General features: G+C 59.9%; 15 protein-coding genes. 5 read left to right on the top strand and 10 right to left on the bottom strand.

Features of this window, described 5'->3' with window-relative positions; translation table 11 throughout:
- Window positions 1-141: 141 nt before the first annotated feature.
- Entirely contained in the window at window positions 142-936 is a 795-nt protein-coding gene (locus tag PL599_RS22645) for a DUF429 domain-containing protein (RefSeq protein WP_269825406.1), read from the bottom strand.
- 40 nt (window positions 937-976) lie between these two features.
- Complete coding sequence (locus PL599_RS22640) at window positions 977-1,132, bottom strand: hypothetical protein (RefSeq protein ID WP_080790473.1); 156 nt, start codon at window positions 1,130-1,132, stop codon at window positions 977-979.
- A gap of 238 nt (window positions 1,133-1,370) precedes the next feature.
- On the opposite strand from PL599_RS22640, the gene PL599_RS22635 reads away from it, so the two are divergent.
- Genes PL599_RS22635 through PL599_RS22625 form a run of 3 tightly spaced genes read left to right on the top strand, consistent with a single transcriptional unit; the run spans window position 1,371 to window position 4,600 of the window.
- On the top strand, window positions 1,371-2,669 hold the full coding sequence (locus PL599_RS22635; RefSeq protein WP_269825407.1) for an efflux RND transporter periplasmic adaptor subunit: 1,299 nt from the start codon (window positions 1,371-1,373) through the stop codon (window positions 2,667-2,669).
- A gap of 13 nt (window positions 2,670-2,682) precedes the next feature.
- The gene (locus PL599_RS22630) at window positions 2,683-3,402 is read left to right on the top strand and encodes an ABC transporter ATP-binding protein (RefSeq protein WP_173989309.1); all 720 of its coding nucleotides are present in this window, start codon (window positions 2,683-2,685) and stop codon (window positions 3,400-3,402) included.
- Window positions 3,392-4,600 carry an ABC transporter permease gene (locus PL599_RS22625; protein WP_173989311.1) on the top strand — a complete coding sequence of 403 codons (1,209 nt, stop codon included), beginning with the start codon at window positions 3,392-3,394 and terminating at the stop codon, window positions 4,598-4,600. Before PL599_RS22630 ends, PL599_RS22625 begins: the two co-directional genes overlap by 11 nt.
- 279 nt (window positions 4,601-4,879) lie before the next feature.
- On the opposite strand, the gene sufA is transcribed toward PL599_RS22625, so the two are convergent.
- The 7 genes from sufA to PL599_RS22590 all read right to left on the bottom strand — a co-directional run bounded on the left by sufA (window position 4,880) and on the right by PL599_RS22590 (window position 12,166).
- Complete coding sequence (sufA, locus tag PL599_RS22620; protein ID WP_003515971.1) at window positions 4,880-5,269, bottom strand: Fe-S cluster assembly scaffold SufA; 390 nt, start codon at window positions 5,267-5,269, stop codon at window positions 4,880-4,882.
- 105 nt (window positions 5,270-5,374) lie between these two features.
- Window positions 5,375-5,758: an SUF system Fe-S cluster assembly protein gene (locus PL599_RS22615; RefSeq protein ID WP_077982880.1), complete on the bottom strand. Its 384-nt coding sequence runs from the start codon at window positions 5,756-5,758 to the stop codon at window positions 5,375-5,377.
- A gap of 37 nt (window positions 5,759-5,795) precedes the next feature.
- Window positions 5,796-7,046, bottom strand: coding sequence for a cysteine desulfurase (locus tag PL599_RS22610; RefSeq protein WP_269825409.1), 1,251 nt, complete (start codon window positions 7,044-7,046; stop codon window positions 5,796-5,798).
- Window positions 7,039-8,310 carry a Fe-S cluster assembly protein SufD gene (gene sufD, locus PL599_RS22605; RefSeq protein ID WP_077982881.1) on the bottom strand — a complete coding sequence of 424 codons (1,272 nt, stop codon included), beginning with the start codon at window positions 8,308-8,310 and terminating at the stop codon, window positions 7,039-7,041. The genes PL599_RS22610 and sufD overlap by 8 nt, the downstream gene beginning before the upstream one ends.
- Before the next feature lie 24 nt (window positions 8,311-8,334).
- Window positions 8,335-9,090 carry a Fe-S cluster assembly ATPase SufC gene (gene sufC, locus PL599_RS22600; RefSeq protein WP_003522658.1) on the bottom strand — a complete coding sequence of 252 codons (756 nt, stop codon included), beginning with the start codon at window positions 9,088-9,090 and terminating at the stop codon, window positions 8,335-8,337.
- Between the two features lie 238 nt (window positions 9,091-9,328).
- Window positions 9,329-10,798: a Fe-S cluster assembly protein SufB gene (sufB, locus tag PL599_RS22595; RefSeq protein WP_271359890.1), complete on the bottom strand. Its 1,470-nt coding sequence runs from the start codon at window positions 10,796-10,798 to the stop codon at window positions 9,329-9,331.
- Window positions 10,799-10,996: 198 nt separating this feature from the next.
- On the bottom strand, window positions 10,997-12,166 hold the full coding sequence (locus PL599_RS22590) for a cysteine desulfurase family protein (protein WP_269825410.1): 1,170 nt from the start codon (window positions 12,164-12,166) through the stop codon (window positions 10,997-10,999).
- Window positions 12,167-12,377: 211 nt separating this feature from the next.
- Here PL599_RS22590 and PL599_RS22585 point away from each other — a divergent pair, with 211 nt between their 5' ends.
- Window positions 12,378-13,055, top strand: a complete 678-nt coding sequence (locus PL599_RS22585; RefSeq protein WP_003495402.1) for an alpha/beta hydrolase — start codon at window positions 12,378-12,380, stop codon at window positions 13,053-13,055.
- A gap of 241 nt (window positions 13,056-13,296) precedes the next feature.
- Here PL599_RS22585 and PL599_RS22575 read toward each other — a convergent pair whose 3' ends face one another.
- Entirely contained in the window at window positions 13,297-14,418 is a 1,122-nt protein-coding gene (locus tag PL599_RS22575; RefSeq protein ID WP_269825411.1) for an anhydro-N-acetylmuramic acid kinase, read from the bottom strand.
- A 149-nt stretch (window positions 14,419-14,567) separates the two neighbouring features.
- Here PL599_RS22575 and tyrS point away from each other — a divergent pair, with 149 nt between their 5' ends.
- Window positions 14,568-15,821: a tyrosine--tRNA ligase gene (tyrS, locus tag PL599_RS22570; RefSeq protein WP_269825412.1), complete on the top strand. Its 1,254-nt coding sequence runs from the start codon at window positions 14,568-14,570 to the stop codon at window positions 15,819-15,821.
- Window positions 15,822-15,988 lie beyond the last annotated feature (167 nt).

Genomic DNA, 15,988 nt, shown 5'->3' with positions numbered 1-15,988 from the left:
GGGCGACAAAGCGTAGACGTTCTTCCATAACCGAAGTCTCTCTCCACGGCATCAACACCTCCCGCAAAGCGAAAAGTGTTACCCATGTCTCCGGTACAAAACGTCACCTATCTCTCAAGTCGGACATTTGACGATTGCGGCTCAGCCAGCCGAGGGAATCCAGATCGCGGAGCTGTCGTCGCCGTAAGGTATCGCATCGCCTTCCAGCGCGCAGATGCCGATCCAGGCGCACACCACGGCGTCCATCATGTCTTCGAAGGCCTTCATCTCCCAGCCGCGAGCATTCGCCTGCGGAACGATCAATGCATCGGCGACGCCCGCGATACGCTCATCGAGATGAGCGATAATGAAACGCCATACGTCGATGAGTTTGGCGCGCCGGACAGGAATGGGATCTGATCGCCAGTAGTTACCGATTTTCGAGTGTTTATAGGGAAGCCGCTTCTCGGATTTCGTCAATTCGACCAGTGCCGGGTGTGGATAGACCTCGAGCAGTCCCCGCCCGGAAATTTCCCTAGTCAACAATGGATAACCCGCGCTTTCAAATGCGAGCTTGAGATCGTCGCTGATCTTGCCCGGCCTCAGTGCATTCGGGGTGTGGGTGCTGCAATAACGCGCGCCGTAAGCCGATGACACACGATTATCCGACACTCTGCGGGCCCTGATCGGGGCATTGGAGAGCGGCATATCAATCGCGATGAGACTGACGTTGCATCCGGCAAGCGATTCCGCAACATTCAGAAGCGCTGTCGCCTGCGCAACCGAACCCCGGGGACGATCAGTGCGGGCGGATGTTTCCAGTAGAAGTGCGAGAAAATGATCATAGGACGAGGCGGCAGCCCGCAGGCGCCAGTGAAGGCCGTCCTTGACGACCAGCGCCACGCCGCTCGGCTCGGTCGCCGTCCATGCGGCGTCAATCCCCAATATGGCGCTCACACCATCGCCCCCCAGCGTACCCGCCGCAAGCAGCCGAGCCCTACCCCTGCCCCATCAGCGTGAAATACCCCCAAGCCGCCACAAAAAACGCGATGACAGCCACAATCGTCAGCGCCCTCTTCGCTTTCGGCCCAAGCGGTTCGCGCGGTTTTTTCGGCGGCACCGGTTTGCGGAACTTCACCACGTTGTCGTTCATTTCATCATCGTCCTGAATGTCGCTGCTGAAACCTCTGCCCTAAAGATGGCATCGGCTTTTCCAATACCTATCTCTAGCAGACCAGAACTATCATAAATATTACCAAGTTTTCACTTCACCCTTAGGGCAAGCTATGTCACTTCCCACAATCAGAGGAATACAACGGCGACAGATGGACAGACAAATCGCGGAGCGGAAACAACCCTCTGTGGCACTTTGAATTTTGCGGGTGACGAGAATGAATGACGCCAACGGCAGTGGCCGCGATACACCAGACACCCAGCCCGATCTGCGGGAGATTCTGGGAACGAACAGAAACGGCCGAAAGAAGAAATCGCGCCGGTTTCTTTATATCGCGGCGGCCATCGTGCTGATTGGCGGCGGTCTTGGTTATTATTACCAGTCGCGCGCGGCGGGTGTTGCCTATAACTACACCACGGAACCTGCGCGTCAGGGCGATCTGTCCGTCATCGTCACCTCCACCGGCTCGGTTCAGCCGACGGATCAGGTCGATATATCGAGTGAATTGTCCGGCACGGTGCGCAAGGTCAATGTCACCTATAATAGCCCGGTAAAGGCAGGAGACGTTCTGGCGGAGCTGGATACCAACAAGCTGGAGGCCGACGTGCAGAGCGCCCGCGCCAAGCTCGCCTCCGCCAAGGCCAATGTGCTGAAGGCGCGCGCCGATCTCGGCTCGGCCAAGACATCCATGGAGCGCCTGCGGTCGCTGGTGCAGAATCGGGTGTCCAGCCAGCAGGATCTGGATGCCGCCCAATTTACCCATGATGCCGCCGCCGCGACGCTGGAGGTGAACGAGGCGACCGTGCTTTCGGCGGAAGCGGATCTGCGGCTGGCCGAGGTCAATCTCGGCAAGGCCAAGATCGTCTCGCCCATCGATGGCGTGATCCTCACCCGCAGTGTCGATCCCGGCGCCACCGTCGCCTCCTCGCTCAACGCCCCTGTGCTCTTCACCATCGCCGGTGATCTGCGTCACATGGAATTGCAGGTTTCGGTGGATGAGGCCGATGTCGGCAAGGTGGAGACCGGGCAGAAAGCCACCTTCAATGTCGATGCCTATCCCGACCGCAGCTTCCCGGCCGAGATCGAGACTGTCCGCTTCGCCTCCGAAACCGTTTCCAACGTGGTGACCTACAAGGGCATATTGACGGTCGATAATGAAGAACTGCTGCTGCGCCCGGGCATGACGGCGACCGCCAATATCGTCGTCGAAGAGATCAAGGATGCGCTGCTGGTGCCGAATTCAGCGCTGCGTTATACCCCGCCGCGCGAATCCGCCTCCCGTGGCGGTGGGTTGATGAGCCTGTTCCGTCCGCCTCGTATGGGCCGTTCGCAGAACCGCGACGCCGGCCAGGCCGCAACAGGCAAAAGAACCGTCTGGGTGCTGCGCAACAACGCGCCCGTCTCCGTCGCCATTGAAACCGGCTCCACCGATGGCCAGCATACGGTTGTAAAATCGGGTGAGCTGAAAGCCGATGACCAGGTGATTACCGACGCTACGGCCCGCAACGCCGGCTGACGGGGAGAACCGCATGCAACAGCCGCCACTCATCGAATTTCGCAATGTCGTCAAGCAATATGGCCGGGGCGAAGCGACCATCCGCGCGCTCGATGGCGTCAGCCTGTCCATTCGTGAAAAGGAATTCGTCGCCATTATGGGGCCGTCAGGCTCGGGCAAATCCACCTCGATGAACATCATCGGCTGTCTGGATGTGCCCACGGCTGGCGAATATCTGTTTCAGGGCGTGCCGACCAGCGGCTTCGACAATGAACATCTGACACTGCTGCGTCGGCACATGCTGGGTTTCGTGTTTCAGGGCTTCAATCTTCTCTCCCGCACCTCGGCGGTGGAAAATGTCGAGCTGCCGCTGGTTTATCGCGGCATGAAGGCGTCTGAGAGGCGCGCCCGCGCCATGGAGGCACTGGCACAAGTCGGTTTGAAGGGCCGTGAGGATCACACCACGCAGGAGCTTTCCGGCGGCCAGCAGCAGCGTGTGGCCATTGCGCGCGCCATCGTCACCCGCCCTGCCCTGCTTTTGGCCGACGAACCGACAGGTAACCTCGACACGAAGACCAGCAACGAGATCATGGAGTTGATCACGGCGCTCAATCGCGACAGGGGTATCACGGTCGTCATGGTCACCCATGAAGAGGACATCGCCGCCCATGCCGGACGCCTGCTGCGCTTCGTTGATGGCCACCTCGCCTCCGACAGCGCGGTCGCCGACAAGGAGACCGCCGATGTTCTTTGAAACGTCGCGTCTTGCGCTGCGCGCCATCAGCCGCAACCTGCTGCGCTCCTTCCTCACCGTGCTCGGCGTCGTCATCGGTGTCGCCGCCGTCATCGCCATGGTCACCATCGGCAACGGCACGACGGAACAGGTGAAATCGGAATTGTCGCGGCTCGGTACCAACATGCTGTTCGTTCGTCCCGGTCAGTTTGGCCCCGGCCGCGCCAGCACCGAGGCCAAGCGCTTCGATGACCGCGATGTCGAGGCCATCCGCAATCAGATATCGGGCATCCGCGCCGTTGCCCCGCAGAACCGCAGTTCCGCCGCAACCGTCATTTTCGGCGGCAAGAACCACCAGACGAGCGTCATCGGCACCACCAATGATTATCTGATCGCGCAGGACTGGACCATCGCGCTCGGCCGCGACTTCCAGCCGGCCGAAGATCGAGGCGGCCAGATCGGCTGCATCATCGGCGAAACGGTGCGTCAGGAACTCTTCGGCGCGGAAAACCCTGTCGGGCAGACGATCCGCGTCAGCAACATCTCCTGCCCCGTCATCGGTGTTCTCGCCCGAAAAGGCCAGTCCGGCCTCGGAGACGATCAGGACGACACCATCATCATGCCGCTGAAAATCCACCAGCGGCGCATCGGCGGCACCACCACCATTTCCTCGATCATGGTTTCGGCACAAGACGGCGTTTCCACCGCCAAGGTGCAAAGCGACCTGCAGAACCTGCTGCGCGAGCGTCGGCGCATCGGCATCGGCCGTGAAGATGATTTCACCGTCAACGACATGACGCAGATCGCCTCGGCCATGACCGGCACGACGACGCTGCTGACCGGGCTTCTGGGTGCAGTCGCCGCCGTCAGCCTGCTGGTCGGCGGCATCGGCATCATGAACATCATGCTGGTGTCGGTAACCGAGCGCACCCGCGAAATCGGCATTCGTCTTGCCATCGGCGCGCTGGAAAAACAGGTGCTGACGCAGTTTCTGGTGGAAGCCGTCATGCTCTCCGCCTTCGGCGGCCTTGTCGGAATTCTCACGGGTCTCGGCCTTGCTTATGGCGTCGTCAGCTTCCTCAACGTGCCCTTCGTCACCAGCCCGTCGATCATCTTCCTCGCCTTCGCTTTTTCAGCGGCCATCGGGGTGATTTTCGGCTATTTCCCGGCGCGGCGGGCAGCGAGTTTGAGCCCGATCGAGGCGCTGCGGCACGAGTGAAAATGTAATCAGCTTCGCACCACGTAGCGGCATATTTCTTCTCCCCGCCGGGGAGAAGGTGGCCCGAAGGGTCGGATGAGGGGGCAACGTTGCCGTATCCCACCACCCTCGCCCCCTCATCCCGCTGCCGCGACCTTCTCCCCGGCGGGGAGAAGAAACAAGCGGCAACCGCTCGCTCTATAAGCACGGTAAAGGTGATAACATATGGAGGGTTTTACAAGGCGTTGAGAGCCAAAGGTCTTTTGGTCGCGCCCGAAAATGACGCGCAGCCGCATCAAATCAAACGCTGGCCTCTGCCTCGCGCTGCTTCGCCAGCGCCGCGAGATCCGCGGGCTTCAGTTCCACCGATTCACCGCAGCCGCAGGCGGAGGTCTGGTTCGGATTGTTGAAAGTGAAGCCGGATCGCATCTTGGTCACCTCGAAATCCATCTGGGTGCCGAGCAGATAAAGCACGGCGGAAGGCTGAACCCAGACCTTTGCCCCGTCGAATTCGACCAGATCGTCCTTCGCATCCGCTTCGGTCACGAGGTCGATGGTATATTCCATGCCTGCGCAGCCGCCCTTCTTGATGCCGACGCGCACGCCCTTGGCGTCCGGGCCGGAATTTTCGACGATTGCTTTAACGCGCGAGGCGGCAGCCCCGGTCATGGTCATAATTGCGAAGCCCATGGGCCCATTCTCCTTCGACAATCGAGTTCAAGGCTCGATGCTTATGGAATTCAATTTAAGTTCGCCTGACGATGTCATCAAGGGATGACTTCAGTCAAAATCAAATCAGTACCAGCCGACGGCAACTTGCGCTTCTTCCGACATCCGGTCCGGCGTCCACGGCGGGTCAAAGGTCATTTCGACGGTAACGCCGGAAACACCCTCGACGGCGCCGACCGCGTTTTCCACCCAACCGGGCATTTCGCCCGCCACCGGGCAACCGGGTGCCGTCAGCGTCATGACGATCTTGACCATCCGGTCGTCCTCGATGTCGATCTTGTAGATCAGGCCGAGTTCGAAAATATCGGCTGGAATTTCCGGGTCGTAGACGGTTTTCAACGCCGAGATCACGTCGTCGCTGAGACGCGCCAGCTCGTCAGGCGGAATGGAAGACGGCTTTGCCGCTTCTTCGGTCGCATCGGATGTCTTTGCAGTGGCTTCCGCAGTCATGGTCTGATCCTCAATCCTGATCTCATTCATGCCGATATCAGGCGAAAAATTTGCGCGCATATTCCAGCGCCTCAACAAGAGAGTCTACTTCGGCGCGGGTATTGTAAAGGCCGAACGACGCCCGGCATGTGGAGGTGACGCCGAAGCGTTTCAAGAGTGGCATGGCGCAATGCGTGCCGGCACGCACGGCAACGCCGCGCCGGTCGATCACCATCGAGACATCATGGGCGTGAATGCCCTCAAGCTCAAAAGAGAAGATACCGCCCTTGTCAGGCGCATTGCCGATGATGCGCAGAGAGTTGACCTCGCGCAACCGCTCGGCGGCATAAGCGGCAAGATCGGCCTCGTGGGCCGCAATCGCGGCGCGGCCGAGATTATCCATATAATCGAGCGCGTAACCGAGGCCGATCGCCTGCACGATGGGCGGCGTGCCGGCTTCGAAACGATGCGGCGGCTCGTTATAGGTGACATTTTCTTCGGAAACGTCGAGGATCATCTCGCCGCCGCCCTGGAACGGCCGCATCTCGCGCAAGCGGTCGGCCTTGCCATAGAGCACACCGATGCCTGAGGGACCGTAGAGCTTGTGGCCGGTCATCACATACCAGTCGCAATCGATGTCACGAACATCGACCGGCATGTGAACGGCACCCTGCGAACCATCGATCAACACCGGAATGCCGCGCTCACGGGCGATCCGGCAGATTTCTTTCACCGGCACGATGGTGCCGAGCGCATTCGACATATGGGTGATGGCAACGAGCTTGGTACGCTCCGTCAGGCTCTTCTCGAAAGCCTCGATATGGAACGCGCCGTCATCATCGACAGGCACCCAGACGAGCTTGGCGCCCTGCCGTTCGCGAATGAAATGCCACGGCACGATGTTGGAGTGATGCTCCATGATCGAGATGACGATCTCGTCGCCCTCGCCGATCTTGGGCATGCCGTAGCCATAGGCAACCGTATTGATCGCCTCGGTGGAGGATTTGGTGAAGACGATCTCGTCCACCGAACCGGCATTGAGGAACCGGCGCACCTTTTCGCGCGCCGCCTCATAGGCGTCGGTTGCGGCATTGGAGAGAAAATGCAGGCCGCGATGCACATTGGCGTATTCGTTCGCATAAGCATGCGAAACGGCGTCGATCACCACCTGCGGTTTTTGAGCGGACGCGCCGTTGTCGAGATAGGTGAGCGGCTTGCCATAGACCTCGCGCGACAGGATCGGGAAATCCTTCCGCACGGCTTCGATGTCATAAGGGGCCGCCAATGCGGCGCGTTCGCTCTCAGGCATGATGTTCCAGCCAGCCGGAGATGATCGTCTCCAGCGCCTCTACCAGATTTTCTTCTTCCAGTTCCTCGACGATCTCGGCAACGAAGGCGTTGACGAGCATCGCCCGTGCCTTCGCCCGCGGCACGCCGCGCGCCATCAGGTAATAGAGATGATTGTCGCTGATATCGGCAACCGTCGCGCCATGGCCGCACTGAACGTCATCGGCAAAGATTTCCAGTTCCGGCTTTGCCGAGAACTCGCCATCGTCGGACATCAGCAGCGTATTGCAGGCCATCTTCGCGTCGGTCTTCTGGGCATCGGGCGCCACCCGGATCATGCCCTGGAAAATGCCCTTGGCACGGTCAAACACCACGTTGCGGAATACTTCCGTCGAGGTCGTGTTCGGCACGTTGTGGCCGAGAACCATCGTCACGTCGGTATGGGTTTCGCCGCCCAGGAGGTTGACGCCGCGAACGATGAGGTCAGTGCCCTCGCCTTGCACATCGATGCGCAGTTCCTGGCGCACCAGCTTGCCGCCGGCATTGACAATGAACAGGCGAATCTTGGCGTCCGCGCCGATTTTCATGCGCAGCTGGCCAAGATGGATATCGGCCGCCCCCTGTTGCTGCAGGATGATCCAGGTCACTTCCGCGCCATCCTCGACAACGATATCGCTGACCGAGGACACGAGGGCCGCATCAGAAGTCACCGAAAGGTGACGCTCGATGACGGTTGCCTTGGAACCCTTGCCGAAACGGACCGGGAAGCGGCTGTGAACCTGGCCTGCGCCATGGACCGCCTGCAATTCGATCGGCTTCTCGATATCGGCATCGGCCGGGATATCGAGCACCAGGCCATCGCGCACGAAGCTGCCATTGATGCGGCCAATCGCGTCATCCTTGCTGGCTTCAGCAAGGCCGGCGGCGGCGGAACCATCGAGCAGGCTTTCCGCAAAGCGCGACACGCGAACATCTTCAATCTTGCCGATATCGGCCGTGCCATGCTGCAGATAGGCAACCAGCGAGCCGGCAACCGTCGGCGCCAGCTTCTCGATAACGGGCGCCGGCTGGTCTTCCGGAACGGCGCGCAGCAGGCTCTTCAGATCGGTATAGTGCCACGCCTCGATGCGGCGGGTCGGAAGACCGCCGGTTTTGAGATCATCGAACAGCACGTCACGCGCGGCAACAACAGCGCCGTCGCCCGGCAATTCGCTGAACTTGGCGGTGTAGGCGTCGACCAGCGCGGTTTCCGCTGGCGTCAGCCGGTTGGTAGCTTGAATGTTCATGGACATCACCTCCTGGCCTTTGACTTAGGCCGCTTCACCGATGATGTCGGCGTAACCGTTGTTTTCCAGCTCCAGTGCGAGCGCCTTGTCACCCGAGCGGATGATCTTGCCCTTGTAGAGAACGTGAACGCTGTCGGGCACGATGTAATCGAGCAGGCGCTGATAGTGGGTGATGACGACGGTGGCGCGATCCGGCGACTTCAGCGCGTTGACGCCGTCAGCCACGATCTTCAGCGCGTCGATGTCGAGACCGCTATCGGTTTCGTCGAGAACGCAGAGTTTCGGCTCAAGCAGCGCCATCTGCAGGATTTCAGCGCGCTTCTTCTCACCACCGGAGAAACCGACATTCAGCGGACGCTTCAGCATCTCCATGTCGATCTTCAGGTCGCCGGCCGCTTCCTTGACGCGGCGGATGAAGTCCGGCGTCGTCAACTCGGACTCGCCACGCGCCTTGCGCTGCTCGTTCATCGCAACCTTCAGGAACTGCATGGTGGCGACGCCGGGAATTTCGACCGGATACTGGAAGGCCAGGAAAATGCCCTTGGCGGCGCGCTCGGCGGCGTCCAGTTCCAGAATGCTCTCGCCGTTATAGAGAATGTCACCGGAGGTGACTTCGTAATCTTCGCGGCCCGACAGGATGTAGGACAGCGTCGACTTGCCGGAACCGTTCGGCCCCATGATGGCGGCGACTTCACCGGCGGCAACCTTCAGGTTGAGGCCCTTGATGATCTCGGTTTCGGTATCGGCGATCTTTGCGTGCAGGTCGATGATTTCAAGCATGTTCAATTCTCTCGATCTTGTTTTCTCTCTCTGGAAGAGAAACGTTCAAATGTCTCAGGTCTCAGCGCATCGGTCAGCCAAAATATTACCGCCAAACCGATACCGCTGCCTATCAGAAGAGGCCCGGCGAAAGTCCAACCCGCCAGCAGCCCGCCAACTCCCACAAAGATGCCGCACATCGCTACGAACATGCAAAGCAGTATGAAGAGCGCAAGACCGCCAAGCCGGGCTGTCCCCATCAGCCGACCGAACCTTCCAGCGAAATGCCGATCAGCTTCTGCGCTTCCACGGCAAATTCCATCGGCAGTTCCTGAATGACTTCCTTCACGAAGCCGTTGACGATCAGCGCGATGGCCGCTTCCTCAGGAATGCCGCGCTGCAGGCAATAGAACAGCTGGTCTTCGGAAATCTTCGACGTCGTCGCCTCGTGCTCGAAATGCGCAGACGAGTTCTTCGCCTCGATGTAAGGCACGGTGTGTGCGCCGCACTTGTCGCCGATCAAAAGCGAGTCGCACTGCGTGAAGTTGCGCGTGTTGGTCGCCTTGCGGTGGGCAGAGACCTGACCGCGATAGACGTTTTCCGAAAAACCGGCGGCAATGCCCTTGGCGATAATGCGGCTCGACGTGTTCTTGCCGAGATGGATCATCTTGGTGCCACTGTCGATCTGCTGATGGCCGTTGGAAACCGCAATCGAATAGAATTCGCCACGGCTGTCGTCGCCGCGCAAAATGCAGGACGGGTATTTCCAGGTGATGGCAGAACCGGTTTCAACCTGCGTCCACGAAATCTTCGAACGGTTGCCACGGCAATCGCCGCGCTTGGTCACGAAGTTGTAGATGCCGCCCTTGCCATCCTTGTCGCCCGGATACCAGTTCTGGACGGTGGAATATTTGATTTCGGCATCGTCAAGCGCCACCAGTTCGACAACGGCGGCGTGAAGCTGGTTCTCGTCGCGCTGGGGAGCCGTGCAGCCTTCCAGATAGGAGACGTAAGCCCCCTCTTCAGCGATGATCAGCGTGCGCTCGAACTGGCCGGTGTTCTTTTCGTTGATGCGGAAATAGGTGGAAAGCTCCATCGGGCAACGAACGCCCTTCGGCACGAACACGAATGAACCGTCGGTGAAGACAGCCGAGTTCAGCGTGGCGTAGAAATTGTCCGTCGTGGGAACAACCGAACCGAGATATTTCTTCACCAGCTCCGGATGCTCGCGCACGGCTTCCGAGATCGACATGAAGATCACGCCGGCCTTCGCCAGTTCCGCCTTGAAGGTGGTGACAACAGAGACGCTGTCGAACACGGCATCCACGGCCACCTGACGCTTTTCGACGCCAGCGAGGATTTCCTGCTCTTTCAGCGGAATGCCTAGCTTTTCATAGACGTTCAGCAGCTCCGGGTCGACTTCATCGAGCGACTTCGGGCCGGGGGTGCTTTTCGGCGCGGCATAATAATAGAGATCGTTGAAGTCGATCTTGGGGTAGCTGACGCGCGCCCAGGTCGGCTCTTCCATCGTCAGCCAGCGCTTGTAAGCCTCAAGACGCCATTCCAGCATCCATTCCGGCTCCTGCTTCTTGGCCGAGATGAAACGGATCACCTCTTCCGAAAGGCCCTTCGGGGCCTTGTCGACTTCGATTTCGGTTTCGAAGCCGTATTTATACTGGTCCACATCGATCTGGCGGACCTGATCGATCGTTTCCTGAACCGCTGCCATGTCGTTCTCCAATCTCGCCGGAGCCAAGGTCCGGTGGCTTGTCAACGTATCAAGGCGGAAAGCCGCCTTATTCATCTTCGGGCAAATCGTTCCGAGCCGTTAAACGGGGCGGAGCTTATACCCATGTAAGTGCGGGATGGCGCTTTTCACACATCCCGGCAAGCGGAAAATTGCTATTCCGCAATTCTTTGCCGCATTTTAAGCGGCCTGACCGGAAAGCCTGCGCCGCCCGGCAATTTTCGTGAACGCCGCAAGCGTTCTGTCTATATCCGCCTCGTCAGTCGCGTGACCGAGGGAAATCCTGAGCGCGCCGAGCTTGGGATCGTGCCCCATCGCCGTCAGCACGTGGCTTTCACCCACCTTGCCGGAGGAGCAGGCCGAACCGGCAGAGAGCGCAATACCTTCTATGTCGAAGGCGATCTGTCCGGTTTCGGCTTTCAGGCCCGGCAGGGTGAAAAACGTCGTATTGCCCACACGGGCGACATCGGCACCATGGATGATGACGTCGGGCGCATTGACCCGCATGCCGTTTTCCAGCTTCGCCCGCAGCGCGCCAAGACGCGCCGCTTCGTCCGCCAGCTTCGCGGCCGCCACGACGGCCGCTGCACCGAAACCAATGACCGACAGGGTATTTTCCGTGCCGGAACGATGGCCCTTTTCCTGCCCGCCGCCATGGATCAGCGGTTTCGGCATCATCACCTCGCCGCGCGAAATGAGAGCGCCGGCACCCTTCGGGCCACCGAGCTTGTGAGACGAGAGAACGAGGAAATCCGCATCGAGAGCATTGATATCGAGCGGAATGCGGCCCGCCGCCTGCACGGCATCGACCACCATCAATCCGCCTACCACATGCACAAGCCGCGCGGCTTCCGCCACAGGCTGGAGAATGCCGGTCTCATTATTGACCAGCATGCAGGCGACCATCGGCAGACCAGTGGACTTGTCATGCGACGACAGCAGCACCTCAAGCGCCGCGAGATCGATGACACCCGCTGACGTAACGGGAATTTCCGTAACGTCAATCTTGCCGAACCGGCCGCCTTCCCGGAAAGCGGGATGCTCGATCGCAGACGCGTAAAGGCGGCCATAACGCACAGGCGCGCGCCCCATTTTGAAATCCGGCGTCAAAACCAGATTGGCCGCTTCTGTCGCACCGCTGGTGAAGGTGACATGCGACGCCTGCGCGCCGGCAAGGGCGGCAACATCGCGACGGGCAGCCTCCACGGCGGCGCGGGCAGCGCGCCCTTCCCGATGCACGGAAGACGGGTTGCCGGCAATTTCCAGCGCAGAGACAAGAACATCCCGCACGGCGGGCAGAAGCGGCGCCGTGGCGTTCCAGTCCATATATGTGCGCGTTAAACCCGTCATAGCGGAAAAGCTTCGCTCAATCTTATATGCGCCAAAACGCATTTTTCTTGAAATTACAGTTGCGCTTGCCTTATGACACGACCCGAGTGCTTAAGCACACGCAAAGTTTCGAATTATTCTAAACTGCGTTCTAGAAAAGATGACACAGTTCGTCAAGTCTTCTCATCGGAAGAATGCGGTTGGAGAATGAAAAAACACGACCGGAGTACCAATGCCCGAAGTCATTTTTAACGGCCCTGCGGGTCGCCTCGAAGGCCGTTATCAACCCTCCAAGGAAAAGAGCGCGCCGATTGCGATCATCCTTCATCCGCACCCGCAGTTTGGCGGCACGATGAACAACCAGATCGTCTATCAGCTCTTCTATCTTTTCCAGAAGCGCGGCTTCACGACGCTCCGGTTCAACTTCCGTTCCATCGGTCGCAGCCAGGGCGAATTCGACCACGGTGCCGGCGAGCTGTCTGACGCCGCCTCGGCGCTCGACTGGGTGCAGAGCCTGCATCCCGATTCCAAGAGCTGCTGGGTTGCCGGTTATTCCTTCGGCGCCTGGATCGGCATGCAGCTTCTGATGCGCCGCCCGGAAATCGAAGGCTTCATGTCGATTGCGCCGCAGCCCAATACCTACGACTTCTCCTTCCTCGCCCCCTGCCCGTCTTCGGGCCTCATCATCAATGGCGACGCCGACAAGGTCGCGCCTGAGAAAGATGTGAACGGCCTGGTCGAAAAACTGAAGACCCAGAAGGGCATCCTCATCACCCACCGCACGCTTCCCGGAGCCAACCACTTCTTCAACGGCAAGGTGGATGAGCTGATGGGCGAATGCGAGGACTATCTTGATCGTCGCCTCAACGGCGAACTGGTGCCGGAGCCGGCGGCGAAGCGCATTCGGTGATTGGCGGCGCATTTCTAGCGCACGTCTTGATTTATCGCTAATGATCGACGGTGGGTGTGGCTTACCCCCCTCTGCCCTGCCGGGCATCTCCCCCTCAAGGGGGGAGATCGAATCGTGGCGACCTTCCGGCCATCTTTAACGTATAAGCTTGGGCGAGGAGCAGGCGTCTGGCTGATCTCCCCCCTTGAGGGGGAGATGCCCGGCAGGGCAGAGGGGGGTAAGCCACACCCGCCGTCGATCACTACCCCCGCACCAAAACCCCACCCGTCACCGGCTCCGTCACCCCCGTCGTCCCCGGATAAGTCAGCGGCAGCCCCTTCAGCGATCGCACCGCCAGATAGGCCCAGGCCTCCGCCTCCATCGCCCCGCCATCAAAACCCGCCTCCTCCGCCGCGATCACCCGCGCACCCGACTTTGCTGCAAGCTCGGCAAATTCTCCCATGATCACCGGGTTGAGCCGTCCACCACCGCAAACCACATAGGTTTTCGCCGCCTCCGGCAGATAGCTCGCCGATTTCAGAATGGCAGCACCTGTCAGATGCGCCAGCGTCCGTGCCCCATCCGCCAAGGAGACCTCCCCCTTTTGCGGCGGCACAAAATCACCGCGATCAAGCGAACGACGGATATTGGCCGAAAAAAACGGGCTTTCCATATAACGCGCCACCAACGAGCCAACGACGCTGCCACCCGCCGCCGTCCTGCCGCCCTTGTCGAAGGCTTTGCCGGTATGCGCCTCGATCCACTGGTCGATCAGCATATTGCCCGGACCGCTGTCGAAGGCCGCAAGCCGCCTACCCTCGCCAATATAGGTCAGATTGGAGATCCCCCCAATATTGACGAAGACGGCGGGCGTTTCGAAGCCTTCAGGCAGGTTGGCGGAAAGTGCCATATGGTAGGCAGGGATCAGCGGCGCACCCTGCCCGCCATGCACCATGTCGTTGGCACGCATGTCATAAACCACATCGATACCGGTTTCCTCAGCCAGAAGCGCGCCGTCGCCGATCTGCACGGTCAGCGCCTCATCCGGCCGGTGCAGCACCGTCTGGCCATGAAAACCGATGACATCGATATCACCGGGCTGGAGCCGGTGACGATGGAGAAAGGATTTCACCGCCGCCGCATGGGCAAGCGTCAGCTTGCGCTCAGCCTCCGCCAGATCGCCGGGGCGTTCGCGCCGCTCGCGAATGGATTTGGCCGTCGTGAGCGCCTTCTGCCAGATGGCACGCAGACCCGGATCATAGGGAAAATAACCGCTCGGCCCATGCCGGACCACGCTTTCGCCATCCGTGCACAAAAGGGCGATATCGATGCCGTCCATCGATGTGCCGCTCATCAGCCCGATTGCCGTTTTGACCTCGCCCACCTGCCGCTCCCCTGCAATCTCGAATCATGCTTACCTTGAATCCCGATATTCATGGCCGAAACGGGTGCACATTTCAAAAAACAATGATAAAGCCGCGACGTTCATTGGTTCTCGATGACGGCAAAGGTCCAACCAGAAAGAAAAAGGTTATGTCCAGGTTCAAGTCCGATTTCCTCCGCACGCTCGATGAGCGCGGCTTCATTCACCAGATCTCCGACGAGTCGGGTCTCGACGAACTGTTCGCCAAGGAAACCGTGACCGCCTATATCGGCTATGACCCGACGGCCTCCAGTTTGCATGTCGGCCACCTCACCCAGATCATGATGCTGCACTGGATGCAGAAGACCGGCCACCAGCCGATTTCCCTGATGGGCGGCGGCACCGGCATGGTGGGTGATCCGTCTTTCAAGGAAGAGGCCCGCAAGCTGATGACGATCGACATGATCGAGGACAACATCACCTCGCTCAAGCATGTCTTCGCCAATTACCTCGACTACGACCGCGCCAACAATCCGGCGCTGATGATCAACAATGCCGACTGGCTGCGTGGTCTGAACTATCTCGAATTCCTGCGCGATGTCGGCCGCCATTTCTCGGTCAACCGCATGCTGTCCTTCGACAGCGTGAAGACCCGCCTCGACCGCGAGCAGTCGCTGTCCTTCCTCGAATTCAACTACATGATCCTGCAGGCCTACGACTTTGTGGAGCTGAACCAGCGCACCGGCTGCCGCCTGCAGATGGGCGGCTCTGACCAGTGGGGCAACATTATCAACGGCATCGACCTCGGTCACCGCATGGGGACACCGCAGCTTTACGCGCTGACCTCGCCGCTGCTCACCACCTCTTCGGGTGCCAAGATGGGCAAGTCGGCCTCGGGCGCCGTGTGGCTGAACAAGGACCTGCTGCCGGTCTATGATTTCTGGCAATACTGGCGCAACACGGAAGATGCGGATGTCGTGCGCTTCGCCAAGCTCTTCACCACCCTGCCGATGGACGAAATCGCTCGCATCGCGGCGCTTGGCGGATCGGAGATCAACGAAGCGAAGAAGATCCTCGCAACCGAAGTGACGGCGATCCTGCATGGCCGCGCCGCTGCGGAAGAAGCGGCCGAAACGGCGCGCAAGACCTTCGAGGAAGGCGCGCTCGCCGAAAACCTGCCCTCCATCGAGGTTCCGGCATCCGAACTCGAAGCCGGCGTTGGCGTCCTCTCCCTCATCGTCCGTGCCGGCCTTGCCGGCTCGAATGGCGAAGCTCGCCGCCACGTTCAGGGCGGTGCGGTGAAGATCAACGATCAGGGCATTTCCGACGAGCGTCAGATGGTCGGCACCGGCGAAGTGACCGGCGACGGCGTCATCAAGCTATCGGTTGGCAAGAAAAAGCACGTTCTGGTTCGCCCAGCGTAAGCCAGCACCAAACCCGCATCAAGGGCCGCGAAAGCGGCCCTCAGACTGCTGACAAACCCCTGGCGTGAGCTGGGGGTTTATGATTCATTGGGACATGTTGAAGAAACCTGCTCCTGAACAGACCGCTCTCGAGATGGTGACGCTCGATAGTCTGGTCCCGAAAGATC

The organism is Agrobacterium sp. ST15.16.055, from assembly GCF_027956555.1.
In the GTDB taxonomy this organism is placed as follows: domain Bacteria; phylum Pseudomonadota; class Alphaproteobacteria; order Rhizobiales; family Rhizobiaceae; genus Agrobacterium; species Agrobacterium salinitolerans.
This window is presented reverse-complemented; position numbering and strand designations above follow the sequence as displayed.